The sequence below is a fragment of the Variovorax sp. 770b2 genome (assembly GCF_900115685.1).
Lineage (GTDB): Bacteria > Pseudomonadota > Gammaproteobacteria > Burkholderiales > Burkholderiaceae_C > Variovorax.
Genome location: NZ_FOXJ01000004.1, coordinates 334985 through 354316, shown reverse-complemented (window position 1 = coordinate 354316; position 19332 = coordinate 334985). Strand labels below are relative to the sequence as shown.

The following is a 19332-nucleotide window of genomic DNA, read 5'->3' as shown; positions in this document are numbered from 1 at the left end:
CGCCCAGCATCGCTTCGAGAGTTGGCGGTTCGCATTTCTGGACACTACTTCGGGTTTTTCAGAGCTCGCTGACCATGGATGGCGTGTACTTAAGTCATCACCATATGCCGGGGCGTCAACGATGCTGCCGAACCATCCACCGACGACCCCATATGCCGCCTCAACGCCTACGTCGCGCTCGCGCGGGACCTTGCCAAGGCCGCAGTTGGCCCGATGCATCGAAGTCGGTGCTCCAGTGGAGGGCTCCGCCTCGGAGGTCTCGAGTTCAGCGCCACCGCATCCACGCCCGGCATCGAGTTGGACAAGCTGCGCGAGCGAACAGCCGCACCCATTTGAGCGAGGGTCTGCTAGACCCTCGCTCGGGCAGCCCGATCGCATTCCACGACGGCTCAACCGAGAACACGCACAACCAGCGACCAGTCCCCGATTCGAGCCTGATGTGCAAATTGCCGGTCGCGACGGGGCAGATATTTGAGTTGTAGCCGGTCGCGCGCTGGACCCCTTATCACCGCCGATGCCGCCTGCAAAGATCAGGTGGCAAGCCCTTTTTGACACAAGTGAACCCCCTCGTGAAAGACCCTGCCCGATGAAGAAGATTTTCACGTCCTGCGCCGCCGCGCTCGTGCTGGCGGCGGCGGCCGTTCCCGGGGCATCGGCCCAGATCGTGGTCGGCCAATCGGCCGACCTCTCAGGCCTCGTGTCCGCCAGCGTCAAGGAAGCGGTGCTGGGCTCACAACTCATCATCGATCAGGTCAACGCCCAAGGCGGCATCAACGGCGAGCGCATTGAAGTAATCCGCATGGACGACGGCTTCGACCCCAAGCGTTCGGTGGAGAACACGCGCATCCTGATCGAGGACACGAAGGTCGTTGCACTGCTGCTCAACCGCGGAACTCCCAACGCACTGGCGGTGATTCCCCTGCTCGATAAATACGGCGTGCCGCTGGTCGGTCCATCCTCCGGCGCGATGGCGCTGCACACGCCGGTGCAAAAGCACATCTTCAATGTGCGCTCAACCTATCAGCGCGAGGCCGAGAAGGCCGTGCAGCATCTGCACACCATCGGCATCCAGCGCATCGGCGTGGTGGAGGAGCAGGATTCCGCCTTTGCCACAGATGCCATGATGGGCATCACCAGAGGCTTCGAGAAAGCGGGCACCAAGCCCACTGTGCTCGTCATGGCGGACCGCCGCAAGCCCGACTACAGCACCATCGTTCCGCCGTTGACCCAGGCGAACGTACAGGCCGTTCTGTGGATCGCTTCAGGCACCGCAGTCTCCGAAGGTGTGAAGGCGCTGCGCGCGGCCGGCTCGGCCGCGCAGGTGATCACGCTGTCGAACAACGCGGCCTCGGGCTTCATCAAAGAGCTCGGCGCTTCAAGCGGGGGCGTGGTCGTCACACAGGTGTTGCCCTACGAGCGCTCGTTCGGTCATCCGCTGATCCAGGAAGCCATGGCACTCGCAAAGGCCAAGGGGCAGAACGAGCTGTCGCCTGCGCTGCTCGAAGGTTTTGTCGCCACCAAGGTGCTGGTGGAAGCGCTGCGCCGCTCGGGACCTAAGGCCACGCGCGCCAAGCTGGTCGCCACGCTCAACCACTTCCAGTACGACGTGGGTGGCGGGCTCGACGTGAGCTACTCTCCAACGGACCACACAGGCATCGACTTTGTCGACCTATCGATAGTCAGCCATGGCCACTTCAAGCGCTGACGATCCTTACGCTCAGAACTTGAATTTCTGCAGGTTCTACCGCGTCACGCTCTTCGCGTCGCCCAGCACGATCTCGCCGTTGTCCAGGACGGTGTGGCCGCCCAGGCGGCCCGCGGTGAAGCTCTCGCCCTTCTTACGCCTGTGATCATGCACTGGGCCAGCGCCTGCGCTTCGTGGTCGGTCAGGCAGTCCAGGTCGCTCACGTTCCAGCAGCTGTCCCGCGCGTGCCCAATTCGATGTACTTCTTCATGACGGTCGCGAGTGCCAAGCCGGCGAATTTGACCGATGCCAGGATTTTCCGAGCGCGCACGCCGCCGCTAGCTCGATATCGGCCGGCACGATGAAGGCCTTGAAGTTCGGAAAGGCCTCGGACAACCAGTGCCGCCTGCTGGCTGATCTGCTCGCTCTTCGCCGTCGAGCATCTGCACCCGCTTCATCTTCGCGAATTCGGGGTTGCTCGCAAGCTGCGTCTTCATCAGCGCGATTCATGCATTCTGGTTGGTGACCGTGGGTATGCTCGACAGCACCGCGAACTTTCCGCTGTAGCCGATCAGCGCACCCATGCCCCCGCATCTGCAGCGAGACGGTGTCGGACTGCGCCTGGTTGACGAAGAGCATGTGCGCTTCCTTGGTCGCACCGGAATCGTAGGCCATCACCCGCACGCCCTGGGCCCCGGCACGTTTGAGCGCATGCGCGTCGGCGCTCGAGTTCGTCAGGACGTTGACCTTCTGCGCCACCAGCGCAGCGGTACGGCTTGGCCCTTGATATGCCCATCGCCCAGGGCGGGCTGGTGCACGCCGCCGAGCAGCCTCACGCAGGTACTCTCGCCTGCGCCGTTTTCGCCCAGCAGCGCCAGCACCTCGTTGGGCATCAGCTCGAAGGTCGCGCCGCTCGGTGCCACGGTGCCGCCGAACTGGGGGATGAATGGATTTCCATAAGGGCTTTCCGGACTAGGCGCCGGGTGAACGCCGGAACGCCTTGTCGCTGCGGTACTCGACGGGCGTCATGCCCCTGATCCGACGGAAGTGACGGTTAAAGTTCGAGATATTGTTGAACCCGACTAGGTAGCAGATGCTCGTGACCTGGTGGTCGGTCTGGCGCAGCAGGTGGCAGGCCCTGGTGATGCGCGTGCGCGCCACGAACTCGGTGAAGGTGCTGCCGGTGACGCGGCGAAAGGACCGGGAGAAGGAGTGCATCCCCATGCCCGCGAGCGCGCTCACGCGCGGCAGCGACAGATCGTCCGCGTAGTTCTCGCAGATATGGTCGACCGCCTTGTCGATCCGGCTCAAGAGACTTTCGCGCTTGTCTCGAAGGTGGGGCGCGCGGCCGCGGACCGCCGACAGCAGGCGGCATGCAGGCCACTGCGCCAGTTGCGTGAGCAGCGCCGCCAAGTCGGCGAAGCGTGCCAAGCCGGTTCGGGTCCGGATGCGGTGAAAGTGTTCGTGGATTTCCGCCTCCATCCCGGCGAATTCGATGGCGTGGGTCGCCCTTTCCAGCAGGCCCACGGCGGCGCGCAGATCGGGGAAGAGCCCCTCCGTCTGGCGCAGGAACTCGTCGTTGAACTGGATCACCAGGCTGCGCGTAACTACGCCGCCCGCCGGTGCATCGAGGGAGACGAAGTTGTGCGGCACGCGCGGCCCGATCAGCACCAGAAAGCCGGGCTCGAAGTCCACTATGTCGTCGCCGATATAGGCCTTTCCCCTGGTCTCGACCACCAGATGCAGCTCGTACTCATCGTGATAGTGCCAGCGGTCCAGGCGCGAAGGCACGCCCTGAACCAGGCAGCCGATGCCGCTGGACGGCGCCGTTTCGAACCCGAGCGCGGGATCGCGCAGCAGCACGTGCTCGTATTCAGCGCCGAGCAAAGTATGGCGAGCGCGCGATGCGCTCGCTGGCGCGGGCGGGGCATGGGTGGAGCGCGTCGCAGTGTTCATTGCACGGGCTCCGTGAGGCTCTGTGACAGCGCCTTCGCCCTCGCGCCGAACAGGGGCGCCAGCGCGCGGTACATCTCGCGGAAGTGGCCGTAGCGGGTATCCAGTACCGGAACCAATGCAGGGTCCGGCAGGTGGCGCGACACCACGCGCGCCTGCATGCACACGCTGAGCGGGCTGCGGCCCAGCGCCAGCCAGCCCAGTCTTGCAGCGCCAAGCGCCGCGCTCAGATCGCCGCCTGCCGCGCGGTGCACCGGCTTTCCAAGCACGCTCGCGAGCAAGCCTGTCCAGTAGGCGCTGCGGGCGCCTCCGCCCACCACGACCAGCGAGCCGATGCAGGTGCCGGTCGACTCGATCGCGGCCATTGCATCGCGCAGGCCGAAGCACACGCCTTCGAGCACCGAGTGGCCGAGCAGCGCCGCGTTCGTGTCGTGCGACAGCCCGAAGAAAACTCCTCGTGCATCCACGTCATTGTGCGGCGTGCGCTCGCCCGAGAGGTACGGCAGGAAGATCGGTGCCTGTTGCGCCAGGCCCAGCCAGCCGGGGTTTCGCGCCATGTCCTCCTCGATCACGCGAAGCAGCGCGTCTTCATCCTGCGCACCGGCAACGCGGCTTATCCAGCGCAGGCAGCTTGCGCCTGAAAGCATGGCGCCCATCTGGTACCAGCGCCCGGGCAACGCATGGCATAGCGCATGGATCGACGCCGCCTCGTCGATGTCAGGCCGGTCGGTCACGACTACGAGGGATGCGCTGGTGCTCAGATTGATGAATGCGTCGCCCACCTCGACCGCGCCGATGCCCAAGCCTGACACCGGCGTGTCGCCGCCGCCGGTGGCCACCACGGCATCGAGCGGCAGGCCCAGCGCATTCGCGATCTGTGGCAGCAGCGGCGCGCCCGGCTCGCCGGACTCGCGCACGCGTGGCAGCTGCGAAAGCGAGAGCCCGCAGGCCGCGACCAGCAGCTCGCTCCAGCATCGCTGTGTCACGTCGAACCACAGCGTGCCCGCCGCGTCCGACACATCGGTCGCGCGCTCGCCGGTCAAGCGCAGCCGCAGGTAGTCCTTGGGCGAGAGCACGCAGTCGATGGTGGCAAAAGCCTCGGGCTCGTGCCGTGCTATCCACAGCAGCTTGGGCGCGGTGAGGCCGGCCATCGGCCGGCTGCCGGCGAGCGCCGCGGCCTGCGGCACCCTGGCCTCGATCCAGCGGCTTTCCTCGGCGGCACGTCCGTCGTTGTGCAGAATCGCCGGACCAATGGGCTGGTCGGCACGGTCCAGCACGACCGCGCCGTGCATCTGACCCGCGAGCCCGATGCAGGCAATGTGCGGCCACGCATGCGGAAACGCGGCACGAAGGCTGATCAGCGCTTCGCAGGTGGCTGCCCACCACTCTGAGGGATGCTGCTCCGACCAGCCGGGCTGCGGGCGGGAGATCGGCAGGCGCTTGTCGACATGGCCGAGCACTGCACCGCCCTCGTCCAGCAGCAGGACCTTCACCGCGGAGGTGCCGAGATCGATGCCCAGCGAAACGGGCTTGCTCATGCGGAGCACGCTCCCCGCATCGCATGCCACTCAGCGCTGCCTAGGCGCAGCCGCAGGAACGGCGCACGACGAAGGTCGGCGCTAGGCGAACGGTCTGCCGGGCTCCATCGGGCGTCTTGATGCGCTTGTTCAGCAGCTTCATCGCGCGCAGGCCGATGTCCTTCACAGGCTGTGCCATGACCGTGAGCCGGGGCTCGAAATAGTCGGCCCAGTCGAAATCGTCGAAGCCCACCAGCGCCATCGCAGCGGGGATATCGAGACGCGCATCGCGCAACGCGCTGGCTGCGCCGATGGTCATCAGGTTGTTGGCCGAGACGATGGCCGTCGGCGGCCTGCGCAGGGCCAACAACTCGGCTACGGCCGCGCGTGCCGGTTCGATCATCGATTGGCCGTCGCGCACAAGCGATGCGTCCCAGGGCAGGCCCGCCTGCACCAGCGCATCGCGGTAGCCCTGCAGACGCTCCGCAGTGGTCGAGAGCCCCTGCGCACCGGCAATGAAACCGATGCGCCGGTGTCCGTGACCGATCAGGTGCGCAACCATCTGCGCGGTCGATGCCACGTTCTCCACCCCGATCTGGTCGAAGTTCTTCGACATGAGCCGGTCGACCAGCACGGTCGGCAAATTGGCCGCCTGCAGGTAGTTCAGCGCCCGCCGTTCGGGGTCGGCCGTGGGCGCCAGCAGGATGCCGTCCACGCGACGCTGGTGCAGCGTCTTGACCGCTCGTAGCTCCTGTGCCGGATCGTCGTGGGTGTCCACGAACAGCATCGCCAGGCCCAGCCGGCTGCACTCGGCCTCGATCGCATGCACCGTGCCGGCAAAGTAGTGGTTCGACACCGCCGCGATCGCTACACCGATCGTGCTCGACGCCGAGCGCGCCAGCGAGCGCGCCAGGATATTGGGTGTGTAGCCGACCTTGGCGATGGCCTCGTTGACGGCACGCACCGTGTCTGGATGGACCACGCGGGTGCCGTTCAGGACATGCGAGACGGTCGCTGTGGAGACCTTCGCCGCCAGCGCGACGTCGTTCATTGTTGGCAAGGGGGAGCTGCTCCTGTTGGCCGACCGGCAGCAAAAGCCGGGCGGACACGATTATTCCCTCGATTGGGGCGGTGCCGCGACGCGTCTTGCTCAAGCCAGCGCCTCCGCGGGAAGATCCTCGGGCCGCTTGGCGCCCGTCATGACCGCCACGACGTCGCTCATGCCGATGGCCTTGGGGTTGACCACCGCGGCGCGGCGGCCGAGCCGCGCGATGTGGATGCGGTCGGCAATCTCGAACACGTGAGGCATGTTGTGGCTGATCAGGATGACCGGCAGCCCCTTGTCGCGCACGCGGCGGATCAGCTCGAGCACCATGTTGCCTTCCTTCACGCCGAGCGCGGCCGTGGGCTCATCCAGGATCACCACGTGCCGCGCGAAGGCTGCGCTGCGTGCCACCGCCACGCCCTGGCGCTGGCCGCCCGATAGCGTTTCGACCGCCTGCACCATCGAGCGGATGCCGATCTGCAGCAGCTTCATGTGCGCCTCGGCTTCGGCCAGCATGCGCTTCTTGTCGACGATGCGGAACAGGCGGCCGAGCAGACTGTCGCGCAGCAGCTCGCGGCCGAGGAACAGGTTTTCGGCGATCGTCATTGCGGGTGCCACAGCAAGGTCCTGGTACACCGTCTCGATGCCTTCGCGGCGAGCATCCATCGGCGACTTGAAATGAACGGGCCGGCCATCGAGCAGGATCTCGCCCTCGTCGGGAATAGTGGCGCCCGAGAGCGCCTTGATGAGCGACGACTTGCCCGCGCCGTTGTCGCCGATCACCGCGAGAATCTCGCCTGCGCGCAGCTCGAAGTCAGCGCCGTCGAGTGCAGTGACTTGGCCGTATCGCTTGACCAGACCGCGCGCCTGCATCACCAATTTGGGAGCTGTGGGGGCGTTCATGCTCAGCCCTTCTTGCGCGAGAGTTCGTCGGTGGCCACCGCCAAAATCACCAGCGCGCCGGTGATCAGCACCTGGTAGACCGAGGACACACCCATCAGCGTGAGCCCGTTGCGAAACACGCCCACGATCAACGCACCGAGCAAGGTGCCCACGATGACGCCGCGCCCGCCGAACAGGCTGGTGCCGCCGAGCACCACGGCCGTGATCGCATCGAGGTTCTCGGTCTGGCCCGCGTTGGGATCTCCCACGCCGGTGCGCGCCACCGACAGCAGCGCCGCGATGCCGTAGAAAAGGCCGGCGACCACGTACACGCCGAGCAGCACCTTGTCGGTGGCTATGCCGGTGAGACGCGTGGCCTCGGGATTGTTGCCCACCGCATAGACATGGCGGCCGGGCCGCGTGTCGCGCAGCCCCCACCACATGAAGGTATATAGACCGAGCATGAGCACGGTGCCGTAGTTGATCTCAACATCACCGACCGACACCGTGCTGCCGAACCACGTCATCGCCGAAGGCAGGTCGGTCACGGTCTGCGCGTTGGAATAGAGCTGCGTGATCGCGAACGCGATGTTCATCGTGCCCAACGTGACAATGAAGGCAGGCAGTCGTACCCGCGTCACGAGCAGCCCGTTCAGCAGGCCGAATACCATGCACGCCGCTATGCCGCAGGCAATGGCAAGGTACGGGTTCATGCCACCTGCCGTCGCGAGCTTGGTCATGACGATGCCGCCCAGCGCCATCACCATGCCGCACGACAGATCGATGCCGGCCGTGAGGATCACCATCGTCTGGCCAATCGCGATGGTGCCGACCACCATCACCTGCTGCAACACCAGCGAGAAGTTCTCGATGCTGAGAAAGCGGTCGCTCTGGAACGAAAAGAAGATGCAGGCCAGCAGCAGCGCGATGACCGGGCCGAGCGAGGACGGCTTCGGCAAGCGGTGCCGCAAGCCCAGTCCAGCCGATGCGCTCGATGTGCTCACTATGGCCGCCGCAGCGGGAGAGAGAGGCGTTGCGTCGCTCATGGCGGCGTTCCTACCCTTACTTCGCGCCCCAGCACAGGTCGAGGCCCACGGTGCTGTCTTTGCTGTCGATACCGGACATGGGCTTGTCGGTGATCAGTGTGACACCGGTGTCGGTGTAGCCGCTCGCCTTCTTGCCGGTCTTGGCGAAGGCGATGCCGGCCTCGACCCCCAGGCTGGCCATGCGCAGTGGGTACTGCTGCGAGGTCGCGGCGATCAGGCCAGCCTTGAGGTTCTTCACGCCAGTGCAGCCGCCGTCGACCGCGACGATGACCACGCCCTTCTCCTTGCCGGCCTTCTTGAGCGCTTGGTAGGCACCGGCTGCGGCGGGCTCGTTGATCGCGTAGACGAGGTTGATGTCGGGCGACTTCTGCAGGCAGTTCTCCATCGCGGTCTGGCCGCGCGGCTGGTCTCCGTAGCTGTCGGCCATGCAGACCACCTCGGGCGCGGTCGACAGCTGGTTGCTCTTGGCATCGGCCACGCCCGCGAGACCGAAGCCCGCCAAGAAGCCGTTGTGCCGCTGCGCGCCGACTGGGTGACCGGGGAACAGGTCGATGGTGGCGATCTTCGGCAGCTTGCCCGCGAGCGCGGCCTTGGCATACCGGCCGATCAGTTCGCCAGCCGTGTAGTTGTTGGTGGCGAAGAGCGCGTCACTCGCCTCGATGGGGTCTGTCGGGCTGTCGAGCGCGATCACCATCACGCCCTTGGCTTGCACCCGCTTAATGGTCGGCACGATGGCCTTCGAGTCACTGGGTGTGATCAGCAAGGTGGTGGCACCGGCTGCGAGCATGTTCTCGATGGCCGTGACCTGGCCCGCGTTGTCGTTGTCGAACTTGCCCGCGCCCGTGAGCAGCTTGGCACCCCCGGCATCTGCGGCCTGCTTGGCGCCTTCCTTCATTTTCACGAAGTAAGGATTGGTGTCGGCCTTCGTGACCAGCCCGATGACGGGCTGCGCGGCGAAGGAGGGAGGTGCCGCTGCAAGGGCGACCACGGCGGGCATGCACGCCAAGGCGTGACGAATCTTCAGCATTTCTTGTCTCCGTATAACCGACGCCGAAGTGGTCGGGGTACCGCTTTTTAACCGCACGTAAGCGTTTGCGCAAGCGCTTGCTTTTTCGAACGAACGAAGAATAACGAAAATACAGAGCGTCCTCCTTGACTCTCAAGGTTCGCGTTTACGCGCGTAAAACCGACTCGCTTAGAGGGCGGCGCGCATCTCCGGCCCTCCATCCAACGCATCAGCCCCGGATGCCGGCACGCCCTGCCGCACTCCGTTTGGCCCAGCCCCGACAAACAGACCTCGAAGGTTCCGCTTGCCGTGGCATCTTTGGCTTGCCAATCCGGCTAAGGAAAATCTACTCGACGGCCTCATCTTCCTCTTCGTCTTCTTCAGCGCGGCGAACCGTCACAAAGTTTGTAGCGTCTTCCACGAACGCCATGAGCTTTTCGTCGGGCGCCATCCCGCGCACTTCGGTCTGGAAGCCGTCGCCATTTTGGTAGTCGACTTGCACAAGCGCAAAACAGGCCAGCGGTTCTTCAATTTCTCCCTCATCGCCGCCGTCGTACACAGCGACCCACCCTTCAGCGGGCATGATCTGAAGGATCTTCACGTCTTCCATCGATTCACTCCAAGTTCAAAGATTGCGTTGCGCCGCGCAGCATATCCCATGGAAAAGAGGCTCGAGCGACGAAAAATCTAGCAGGAGCCGGCGTGCGATGACGCTCGATCTCGCCACTTGGCGGGCGTAGAGCGAAACGCACCGCAACGGCTTCGCCCTCGCACACGACGCTTCGCTTGTGCGTCGACGCCGCCAGCGAGGCATCTCGAAAATGGCGTCGTCGCGCATCGCGTACACCGAAGGGTCAAGCCATGACGTTCAAAGCGAAGCTCTCGGAGCCGGGCATCCAGATGAAGGCGCTGTTCAACGCCGGCGCGCAACCATCCACAGCTGCGCCGCAGTCCACACGGTCCGGCGAACGCCCCGCGTCACTCCAATCGCTGTCGCAGGTTCAGCGAGAAGACGCGTCACAAGGCGGTGGCTCCACCGCGCCCCAACACTCCACCGCGCCGAGCCGCTACGACCTCTCGGATAAGCTCGCAACGCTGACGCAACTGCACAAACCCGCCGTGCTGAAGCAGGAGCTTTACGACCGGGGCATCGGCGGCGCCGCGCACGCCAGCACAAGGTTCTTCAACCCATTGCGCCGCACCGACGTCTCCGCGCAGCCCACCATGGGTCAGCATGCGCGGTTGGATGGGCAGGCAGTACCGACAATGCCGGCGAAGATGCGCGATGCCGCGCCCATCCCGACGGGCGCGGCAGTCGAGGGCCCGCGGCTGAAATCGCTCAAACGGGCCCCTGCTCTTTCGGTCATGCTGCAAGACGCCTATCCCCTTGCTGCGGGCAGCGCCCGCACCGCCCTCGCCGAGGCGCTCGTCGACACCGCAGCGGTGAGCGCGCTGACGCATGAAGAACTTCATCTTTTGACCGGAGCGCTCACCCAGGCGCATCCGCAAGACATCGCCCGGGCCACGGCCTGCCTGACCGGCTTACGGGAGATGCGCCTGGTCGACGAACTGGCGCATCCGCAATCCTCGCCCGTCACAGCGCAGGTGCGACGGGCGTGGACGTTCGCCGTGGCGCTGGATACGCTCATCCCCGGCAAGTCCATCGACATACTCGACAAGATCACCGACCGTGCCTCAAGCGGCGACGCCAGCTCGCGCCGTCCGCAGTTGGATACCGACCAGCGCGACGCCGTGCTCTGCTATCTGATCGCGGCGAAGAAGGTCGGTGGCACATCTGTCGATCCGTACAGCATCTACACGACCGGAAAGCTTGCTAAATGCATCGACGCATCGCGCAAGCAATCGCATCGCAACGGTGCATCCGCGCAGGACTTCTGGCCGGGGCGATCGGGCGCCGCTCTGCCCACGCGCGAGAGCCTGACGGGGCCTTCCGTGCGCTTGAACCTGCACGAGAAGGCCTTGCTCGCGATACACGACATCATCGACCCGAATATTAATGAAGTTCACGGCTGCAGATTCACTGCTTACCGCGTGCTCAATGGCCTTGCGAGCGGAAAGGCAAGAAAGGCCGACGGTTCACCGAGCGACGAGCGCTACATCATGGACCGCACGCTCAAGGGCCGTACTTGGATGGACCGAGCCCGGGCGCCCCGAAGCGGGCGCGCCGCGTTCAAGCTCGCACTGACCCATCATGGCAAGAGCCCGTTTCTGGTCGTGAACAAGGTGGCATCGGAGGCGGGCATGACCCTCTCTCACAACGGCGGCATTCACCACGGCCACGCCACCAAGGAAATGATCGAGACACTCGAGCAGGCGCTCGAACAACAAGGCGGGACGCACAATTCGCCCCTGCCCAGTCGCGACAGCCCGATCCATCCCTCGGCCGTTCGGCCTACGGATCCGGAGGGCTTGAAGACTCTGCGCAACATGGTGCGCAAATCGTTGCTCGATGGTGCCAAGGCAGAAGTCGGCCCCCTGTTTCCGCGCTATAACCTCTCGCGCCCCGTGCTGCCCGATGCGATCGTCAACGCGCGCGCATCGGTGCTGGCCTGCATCCGGCAAACCGACGGATCCGACGGCGCATCAACGGTTTGGCCCAAGGACATCCTCGACGCCGTCGACGCCCTCCTCGCCGACGCCACGCCGGCTCCCACCGATCCGGCACAGCTCGAAGACTGGGCTCGGTCAATGCGCACTGGCACCGAGCAAAACCGGCCGCTGACGCCCCAGTGCCTGCTCGATTGGGCTGCGGACGTGGGCGGGCCGCGCGATGCGGATGCCGCAATGGCACTGCAGCCAAGTCCGGCCGCGCCCGGGGAGCCTGACTGGGCGAGGTTCGCCTCCCACTACGCGCGTGTGGCAATGAACGAGGCGCCAGAGCCGGAGATCGTGTCGCTGGAAGGCAAGTCGCATGAAGAGGCTTGCCTCGTCATCGCCGAAATGATCCGCGGCAAGGTGGCGGGCGACAGCACCGGCGAAGAACTCGCGTCCGGCTTCACGCTGGAGCATGGCGGCAACTCGGGCTTCAACACCCGGAGCGTTTCGCAGAAGGTGTCCGGCGCCCTGAAACTGGGTGCTGCGCGCGCCTACCTGGAGGCCGGGGTGCAATACACGCGCCGCGTGAGCTTCGAATCGAGAAGCGCGGCAGAGCGCAGCGGCCTCGTCATGCGCGTGCAGACATTCCTCCGCATGCCGGTGGGGGTCGGTGCCGCCGTCGGGCCTTCCGGGGGCACCGATGAGATCGGCGCTTCGCTGGCTGCAGGGGGTGGTGTGTCGTATGCATGGAAACTGATCGACGAAGAGGGTGTGAACTGGAACTTTCCGCGCGACCGCTCGGGTGGCCTCGCCAACGACTTGAAGCTCGCGGACAAGAAGGCGCGCCTGTTTTTATTGCTCAACGGCGTCGCCGATCCGCAAGGTGCGCCCTACCTCAAGCCCAGCAATGCGCAAGACCGAAGCTCCGGCGGCGTGCCCGAACTCATCAACCTCGCGCTGCAGGAATTCGGCCCGGCACTGTCGATCAACCGCTACGAGATCGAACACTCGGTCGAGAATGGTCCGACGTACGAATTCACGGTCGGCGCCGGGGCTCACATCGGCCCTGTGCCGATCGGCTTGGCGCCTACGAAGATCCAGCATGAAGTGCGGATGAACACCACGCGCCAGCAAGACCTGACCGGCGCGCTGCGGGTGGACAAGGAGACGCGAAACGAACACGTCGTGGACCGCGCAACGGGCGCTGTGGCCGCAACGGTCTTCGATCGGCATGAAGCCGATATCGGTGATGCATCGACACTGGACGCGCATGCGGATGTCATGCTGGTGGCGCCTCGTTCTGTCGACTTCCGGCGCAAGGGAGAAGCCGAAACGATGGTGCGCATCCACCGCAACGACAAGACACTGCCTACGAGTTACTTCTCCACGGCCCAGGACCGTCCCAACGACTTCTACAAGGCCTATGGCGCACGCATTGAAGGCAATTCCCAGGACATGAACAGGAAGTTCTATCCGGCCAGGCAAGCGGTGGATGCCGTGCGCGAGAGCGGCAAGCAGGTGGCTGCGGTGAGCCAGTTCGTCGGGCGGCACGCGCAGCGGCAAGACATGACGATGAAGTTCGCGGACTGGTACGAGCTCGGCGACCTCGACGATAGCGACACCGCATTGCGGGCTCAGGCCAGTCTCGAGGCGGCGCGCGGCGACGACGATCAGGCGAGGGCAACGCGCGCGGAAGCCGATCAACTGCTGCGCGAGCCGGCCAACCAGCAAGCCCGTTACGTCATAGCGGCCAACACCCGCAGCGTGGGGACCACGCTCGGCCCCAACGGCCATCTGGGTGCGACCTACAACGAGCAGTACACCTTCACCGAACGCTCAGTGGACTTCATCTGATCCCGCCGCAACCAGGGCAGTCGAGGACGCTCGCAGGATTTTTCAGCTCTTCGCGGGCACAGATGCCTCTTCGCTGGCGTGACGCCATGCCGTTGGCTGTTGCCGCACGCTGTGATCCTTAGAGATGGAATCAAAAATGTTCAACCGCAAGCCAGCACTGCGTGTTTCCGGTAGTCACTCTCCCGTGCGCTCACTTGTATCCGTGAGGTGACCGAATGAGCATGCTCGGCAAAATTCGGCGTCTGATCGAACCGCAGCAGGGTGTTCAGGTACCCCTACCGCAAGAGCGCACAAACAATCCTAGGCCGACAACGCCGAACGTGCTCGGTCTCCGGCGCTCGAATGCGACCAAAGGCACACCCGTAGGCATGGCACCCCGCAACGGGCAGTTGCCCAAGGTCCAAGGGCTGGCGCCTGGCCCCGGCAAAGAGCAGGTATGGCAGAACCGGCGGCACCAGCTTCCTGCGGCGCTGACACCTGGGCGTCCCGAACAGCAACATCGGCGAGAAGAACAACGGCTCACGCCTCAAGAAGCGGCGATGTTTCAGGCAGCGATACCCGCGGCGCACTACGGCGAGCAGCCTGCACCACACGCTGCAGGAAACCTCCTGCCGCGTCAACGACAACCACAAGCGGCGCCGCAGCGACCAGCACAGGCGCCGCATCCAAGGGTCAGCCCGGCAGAAGTTCGACCGCCGAGCACAGGGCGGCCGTCCATGCATCCGCAGCAGCGGTACGCCACAAATGTGCCAATGGCAAAGCTGCCGCCCAACATTGCCCGCCTTTACCACCAGCAGAATCTCAAGTTCTCGCCCGAAACCCACCCGGCCTTCACCAATGCCAACTTGATGAACCGGCCTTTCAAGGTCGGCTCAGGCGCTTTCAACACTGTGTACGCAGTGCAGTTGAAGAAGCCCGATGGTGGCGTGCTCGACGGCGTCTTCAAGCCGTTGAGCATTACAGAAAATGGTTGGGTTGCCGCGGCGACGGGCATCCCTCGGAATGATCCGCAGATCGCGATGCGCAATATTGCGACGCTGTCGTATGCGAAAAAGCTCGACGTTGACGTCATTCCCGACACTCACGTCGCGGCGCTCGAAGTCGGACCCGGGGCTCAGATCGAGGGGCCCAAATTGGGCCTCGTGATGGAAAAAGCTCTCGGCATGGAGGCTGGAAAGGCCCCGATTGAGATGCTTGAACGCCGGGATGTGTGCGCGGAGGTCACGAAGCTGCAACTTCTGGATCACCTGACCGGTCAGGGTGACCGTCACTCCGGCAACTACTTCATCGACGTCATCAAACCGAGCGACGAGGTAAAGGTCATGGGAATCGACAATGACCAGTGCTTCGGGCACCGGTTGACCAATCCGAACGAAATTCAGTTCATCAACAACCGAACTAACTATGGATTTCGCGGAACCTCACTGCCGCCTGTTGTGGATTTCGAGATGGCAATAAAGATCAGCTCTCTCACGCCCAGCGACATCCAAGTGATGCTCGGCGACAAGTTGAGCGAAGCGGAAGTGCGGGCCGCTGTCGCGCGCCTTGAAGGCGTCAAGAAACATATCGTGCAACTCGAAGCTCAGGGACGCGTCATCGATCCAAAGGACTGGGACCATTTTGATGTGCGACAACTCCTCACTGCCGAAAATTCATACATCGGTCGTGAGCGCGAACGTGCGCTTGCGAAGCAGGCACAAGCACTAGACCCTCAGCGGCCAAACGCCGGCTGGTAAGGTGCGCTTCCCATGACCATATCGCTTCACGATTTCGATGGCAGCGCGGCTGCCGTCTCACCGGCCCAAGCGCTATATGCCGCCGAGAATCTACCATTTCCACCGATACCCGAGCAGTTGGTGACTTCGCTGAAGGCGCAAGGCCCAAGCTGGTATGCCACGCGGCTGGTAACGTCGACACCGTACGACCTTGAGCATTTTTCGTTGGAGGTGGAAACGCAGCCAGACCTGCCGGACTACGCCGTCGTAGGCTTCGACGGCTTCGGCACAAACAGCTGGGCGGCACACTACTACGTCGTCAACAAGTCGCTCGCATTGTTTATCCAGTTGCCGTGGGGCGGGGCATACACCGAGCCCGTGCAAGCCCGGCAGGACATTGCCGCAATGGTCGACTGGGCGGCGAAATTGCAATCCAAGCTGGAACAGGCCGAGCTTCTGCACAGGATTCCACAAGGTGTGCGGCTCGAGGTCATCGCGAGCAGATTCGGCCGGGCCGGGTGGCGCTGGATCGGCGGCGGGCTGGACGCGGCCACGATCCCATGGAATTCGCCAGCGGGCATGTTGGACGCGATGCTTTCGGAGGTCGACGAACTCGCTGACGGTCGTCGTTCGTTCCAAGCCAAGCCTGAAGCGTCTTGAACGCTCGACGGATGCGCTGAGTTGCTCAAGCTCTCATGACACATTGCCACACGAACGCGTCGAACATCGCGTGGCGTGCGCTCACTGGGCGGCCATAAGCGCTGACACGTCAACGTCTGAAACACAGCAATGGGTCGGGCCACGCAACCTGATGGCAAAGTCCGTCGACCTCATTCACAAGAGCCAGCTCACGAATTTGGGCGGTGCGGCCGGATGCTTTTCCCAGGTACTAGCCCGAAGTTTTGGTGGCAACCAAGACATAGCTATGCGTATGCCAGCGTCTTCAACGTCCATCTTTGTATCGTTGTATTGGATCCTTGCGAAATGAAAAGACGATGAAGCTTCACGTACGAACCTCCGGCAGAACTATTGTCGTGCTCGCGGTTATCGCGGTTGCCGGGCTCCTGGGCGCATGCAGGACGGTGTACCAGCCCAAGGGCGCCACCGGCGGCTATGCCGAAATCCGCCTCACCCATAACAGCTACATCGTTGAGTTCTCCGGCAACGGAAACACCTCGAAGGACGCAGTCTGGAACTACTGGCTCTATCGGTGCGCAGAACTCGCGGTGCAAAAGAACTACTCGTACTTCGCCGTGCTGCCAAAGGCGAGCGCGGCCGCGCCCGATGACCAGCAGCCACCGGTCTTTCGCCCCGCGCAGAATGAGACGAACGAACCGGAATGGATCGAGCCCAATGGAGACGGTGGTCAAGACGGCAGCGGCAGTGCCCGCGCGCCCACCTACATCTTCGTGCCTGAGGGTGGTGGTAGACCCATCACCACCTGGACCAGCAAGGCCACGATCCTGATGTTCAAGACTTCGAGTGAGCCCGGCGCGCGGTACTCCTTACGCGCCAGCGCGGTGATGGAAGCGCTCAAACCCTTCGTCACCAGTCGAGGGCGCAGCGCCACGCTGAGCTCGGAAGAAATTGCCAGGCGCGCCATGACTTTTCCCGCTCCGGTGACGGTGGTGCCGCCGACCTCGGTGCCGGGGGCCGGCGGCAGCGTGGGCCGTGTCGAGATGAAGGATCTCGCCGGCCTGTTGCCAAAGTAGAGCGCTCATCTTTCTCGCGGAGTTCCCATTGAAAAAGACCATAACAACAGTCTTGGCCGCGGCCACGATTTTCTGCACCCTGCTGCCGGGGCTTGCGAGCGCGCTGACGCCCGAGGAGCTTTTCCTGAAGGTTTCGCCCGCCGTGTGGGTGGTAATTCCGCGCGACGAGCAAGGGCGCGTGCTCGGTAGCGGCAGTGCCGTCGTCGTGAGCCCCGGGCGCCTCATCACCAATTGCCATGTGCTTCGAAAGGCCACATCGCTCACGCTGCGGCGCGAGCGCGAGGAACTGCCCGCGAGGCTCGACTATCCGGACCCGGAGCGTGACCTTTGTCAACTCAGGACTGACAACCTGCCGACTTCGGCACCGGCCACCGTGGCCACGACCATTCCGCGGGTCGGGCAGAAGGCCTTTGCAATTGGCGCGCCCCGGGGCCTGGAACAGAGCCTGAGTGATGGCCTGATTTCAGCGCTGCGGCGCAATGCCGCCGGTGAGTTGGAGTACATCCAGGTGACGGCGCCGATCTCTCCCGGTTCCAGCGGCGGCGGGCTCTTCGACGAGCAGGGGCGCCTGATTGGCATCACCACCGCCGCCGTCGGAGGCAGCGCGCAGAACCTGAACTTCGCGCGGCCTGCCCAGTGGATTGCCGAAGTGCCCGCGCGCGGCCGCGTGGCCATGGCCGAATACAGGCGCACCGAGAAGCCCTCCGCAACAGCTACGCCGCCGCTGGCGCCCATGGTCGTGCAATCGAGCGAGGCGGCGCGGCCTCTTGCGTCGGCTGCACCTATTGTGTCGGCTGTGCCCGTTACGTCAGTTTCGCCGGTTGCGTCATTCACGTCGGCATCAAAGGACGATGCGCGCCCGGCCGGGCAGAACGCCAGCGACGCGGAGCAGCTGGCCAAAGCGCAGCGCTGCAGCACGGAACCGCGCGCCTCGCTGGTCGGCAAGAATCCCGGCGTGGAGACCTACACCGTCGCCTGCGCGGACGGCTATGCCCTACTCGTGAAGTGCGAAGCCGGCAGTTGCCAGGAACTCAAGTAGTGTCCGCGCCGTGCGGTAGCGCCGCCGGTTCGCGAGGCTGGCCAGCGCATCAGGCCTGCCAGCGGATTTTGAGCGGGTGCGCGGGGACGTCGGCGTTCATCGCACGGCCAGCTAGGATGGTCTAGCCCGGTGAATGAGTCTGTAGTTGATTGCCTTGGCCGTCGCGACGCCGACCCCGAACGTCAGGATCGCCCCCGAGCGTAAGCACGCCAAGTGCGCGTTGATCACTTCCTACCGGTAGTACGGCGAGTGATCGATGAAGCGGCTGGCAGGGGTGTGGTCCAGCAGGTCCGACGGACGCCATGCTCTTGCCACTGGCCCACGGATGTGCGGCGCGCACCATCGCTTCGAGAGTTGCCTCTTCGTATTTCTGGACACCGCCTCGGATTTCTTCGGCCGCACAGGTCGTGAATGGGGTGTACTTATGCCGTCCCTGCCTGCTGGGGCGTCAACGAAGTTGCCGGACAAAACGTCCCGCTCCAAGAACTCGCTATCGAGGTGCGAGGTCTTTGGAAGCGCTGGACTGCGCGCGACCCGCGACAACCGCTGGCTCGCCGCCTGGCGGGGCGGTAACACGACAACGAAAAAAGGCACGCGCCGCAGCGCCTCTTCGAAATGCTTTTCAACTCCTATTCATTCGTCTTCGTCTATTTCCCGCTGGTCTTGCTCGGGTTCTTCCTAATCGGCAGGTTCAACATCCGAGCCGCCGCTGGCTACCTTGCGCTGGCGTCGCTGTTTTTCTACGGCTGGTGGAGCGTCCAGGCCCTGCCACTGCTGGTGGCGTCGATCTGCGTCAACTACTGGTTCGGCCTGCGCCTGTCGCCCGCGCCGGGCCGCGACGACCGCAAGCGCAAGACGCTCCTGATCACCGCGCTGGTGGTCAACCTGGGTGTGCTGGCCGTCTTCAAGTACGCCAACTTCTTCCTGGAAAACGTCGATGCCGGGCTGGTCGCGGCGGGTCTCACGCCGATCGATCTGGTGCACATCGTGCTGCCCATCGGCATCTCGTTCTATACCTTCACGCAGATCGCCTTCCTGGTCGACTGCTGGCAGGGCAAGGTGCACGAGCGCAGCTTCATCCACTACCTGCTGTTCGTGACCTACTTCCCGCACCTGATCGCGGGCCCCGTGCTGCATCACGCGCAGATGATGCCGCAGTTCGCGAATCCGGCGACCTACCGCGCCGACGGCAACAAGATCGCGCTCGGCTTGGCCATGTTCACCTTCGGTCTGGCCAAAAAGTTGCTGATCGCCGACCCATTGGGGCAATACGCCGACCTCCTCTTCAACGGCGTGCACAACGGCGTGCAGCCCACGCTATAC

16 protein-coding genes are annotated in these 19332 nt (G+C 64.2%); 7 read left to right on the top strand and 9 right to left on the bottom strand.

Annotation, left to right across the window (positions count from 1 at the left end; genetic code table 11):
- Positions 1–586 precede the first annotated feature (586 nt).
- Positions 587–1705 carry an ABC transporter substrate-binding protein gene (locus BM133_RS23400; protein ID WP_093439020.1) on the top strand — a complete coding sequence of 373 codons (1119 nt, stop codon included), beginning with the start codon at positions 587–589 and terminating at the stop codon, positions 1703–1705.
- 246 nt (positions 1706–1951) lie between these two features.
- On the opposite strand, the gene BM133_RS34755 is transcribed toward BM133_RS23400, so the two are convergent.
- The 9 genes from BM133_RS34755 to BM133_RS23360 form a co-directional block, all read right to left on the bottom strand.
- On the bottom strand, positions 1952–2443 hold the full coding sequence (locus tag BM133_RS34755; protein ID WP_143100188.1) for a hypothetical protein: 492 nt from the start codon (positions 2441–2443) through the stop codon (positions 1952–1954).
- On the bottom strand, positions 2419–2607 hold the full coding sequence (locus BM133_RS23395) for an ATP-binding cassette domain-containing protein (protein WP_305728068.1): 189 nt from the start codon (positions 2605–2607) through the stop codon (positions 2419–2421). The genes BM133_RS34755 and BM133_RS23395 overlap by 25 nt, the downstream gene beginning before the upstream one ends.
- Positions 2608–2656: 49 nt before the next feature.
- A complete protein-coding gene (locus BM133_RS23390; protein ID WP_093439017.1) occupies positions 2657–3640 on the bottom strand; it encodes a helix-turn-helix domain-containing protein in 984 nt (327 codons plus the stop codon).
- On the bottom strand, positions 3637–5175 hold the full coding sequence (gene xylB / locus BM133_RS23385) for a xylulokinase (RefSeq protein WP_093439015.1): 1539 nt from the start codon (positions 5173–5175) through the stop codon (positions 3637–3639). Before xylB ends, BM133_RS23390 begins: the two co-directional genes overlap by 4 nt.
- Before the next feature lie 40 nt (positions 5176–5215).
- Entirely contained in the window at positions 5216–6205 is a 990-nt protein-coding gene (locus BM133_RS23380; protein ID WP_093439012.1) for a LacI family DNA-binding transcriptional regulator, read from the bottom strand.
- A gap of 99 nt (positions 6206–6304) precedes the next feature.
- Positions 6305–7102, bottom strand: a complete 798-nt coding sequence (locus BM133_RS23375; protein ID WP_093439009.1) for an ATP-binding cassette domain-containing protein — start codon at positions 7100–7102, stop codon at positions 6305–6307.
- A 2-nt stretch (positions 7103–7104) separates the two neighbouring features.
- Positions 7105–8085 carry an ABC transporter permease gene (locus tag BM133_RS23370; protein ID WP_371286356.1) on the bottom strand — a complete coding sequence of 327 codons (981 nt, stop codon included), beginning with the start codon at positions 8083–8085 and terminating at the stop codon, positions 7105–7107.
- A gap of 58 nt (positions 8086–8143) precedes the next feature.
- Positions 8144–9154 (bottom strand): sugar ABC transporter substrate-binding protein, encoded by a 1011-nt coding sequence (locus BM133_RS23365; protein ID WP_093439004.1) that lies wholly within the window; start codon positions 9152–9154, stop codon positions 8144–8146.
- Between the two features lie 325 nt (positions 9155–9479).
- On the bottom strand, positions 9480–9743 hold the full coding sequence (locus tag BM133_RS23360) for a hypothetical protein (protein WP_093439001.1): 264 nt from the start codon (positions 9741–9743) through the stop codon (positions 9480–9482).
- A 251-nt stretch (positions 9744–9994) separates the two neighbouring features.
- Here BM133_RS23360 and BM133_RS23355 point away from each other — a divergent pair, with 251 nt between their 5' ends.
- The 6 genes from BM133_RS23355 to BM133_RS23325 all read left to right on the top strand — a co-directional run.
- Positions 9995–13543, top strand: a complete 3549-nt coding sequence (locus BM133_RS23355; RefSeq protein ID WP_093438999.1) for a hypothetical protein — start codon at positions 9995–9997, stop codon at positions 13541–13543.
- Positions 13544–13758: 215 nt separating this feature from the next.
- Positions 13759–15279, top strand: coding sequence for a protein kinase family protein (locus tag BM133_RS34750; protein ID WP_143100187.1), 1521 nt, complete (start codon positions 13759–13761; stop codon positions 15277–15279).
- Positions 15280–15291: 12 nt separating this feature from the next.
- Positions 15292–15918 (top strand): hypothetical protein, encoded by a 627-nt coding sequence (locus BM133_RS23340; RefSeq protein WP_093438991.1) that lies wholly within the window; start codon positions 15292–15294, stop codon positions 15916–15918.
- Positions 15919–16253: 335 nt separating this feature from the next.
- Positions 16254–16970, top strand: a complete 717-nt coding sequence (locus BM133_RS23335; protein ID WP_143100186.1) for a CC0125/CC1285 family lipoprotein — start codon at positions 16254–16256, stop codon at positions 16968–16970.
- Positions 16971–16998: 28 nt separating this feature from the next.
- Positions 16999–18009, top strand: a complete 1011-nt coding sequence (locus BM133_RS23330) for a S1C family serine protease (protein WP_177224914.1) — start codon at positions 16999–17001, stop codon at positions 18007–18009.
- A gap of 615 nt (positions 18010–18624) precedes the next feature.
- A partial coding sequence (locus tag BM133_RS23325) for an MBOAT family O-acyltransferase (RefSeq protein ID WP_305728067.1) occupies positions 18625–19332 on the top strand: 708 nt, incomplete at its 3' end.

Excerpts from the sequence above, each read along its gene's own strand:
- xylB (WP_093439015.1), bottom strand. The coding sequence starts at position 5,175 with ATGAGCAAGCCCGTTTCGCTGGGCATCGATCTCGGCACCTCCGCGGTG.
- BM133_RS23375 (WP_093439009.1), bottom strand. The coding sequence starts at position 7,102 with ATGAACGCCCCCACAGCTCCCAAATTGGTGATGCAGGCGCGCGGTCTG.
- BM133_RS23400 (WP_093439020.1), top strand. The coding sequence starts at position 587 with ATGAAGAAGATTTTCACGTCCTGCGCCGCCGCGCTCGTGCTGGCGGCG.
- BM133_RS23340 (WP_093438991.1), top strand. The coding sequence starts at position 15,292 with ATGACCATATCGCTTCACGATTTCGATGGCAGCGCGGCTGCCGTCTCA.
- BM133_RS23380 (WP_093439012.1), bottom strand. The coding sequence starts at position 6,205 with ATGAACGACGTCGCGCTGGCGGCGAAGGTCTCCACAGCGACCGTCTCG.
- BM133_RS34750 (WP_143100187.1), top strand. The coding sequence starts at position 13,759 with ATGAGCATGCTCGGCAAAATTCGGCGTCTGATCGAACCGCAGCAGGGT.
- BM133_RS23390 (WP_093439017.1), bottom strand. The coding sequence starts at position 3,640 with ATGAACACTGCGACGCGCTCCACCCATGCCCCGCCCGCGCCAGCGAGC.
- BM133_RS23335 (WP_143100186.1), top strand. The coding sequence starts at position 16,254 with ATGAAGCTTCACGTACGAACCTCCGGCAGAACTATTGTCGTGCTCGCG.
- BM133_RS23355 (WP_093438999.1), top strand. The coding sequence starts at position 9,995 with ATGACGTTCAAAGCGAAGCTCTCGGAGCCGGGCATCCAGATGAAGGCG.
- BM133_RS23360 (WP_093439001.1), bottom strand. The coding sequence starts at position 9,743 with ATGGAAGACGTGAAGATCCTTCAGATCATGCCCGCTGAAGGGTGGGTC.
- BM133_RS23365 (WP_093439004.1), bottom strand. The coding sequence starts at position 9,154 with ATGCTGAAGATTCGTCACGCCTTGGCGTGCATGCCCGCCGTGGTCGCC.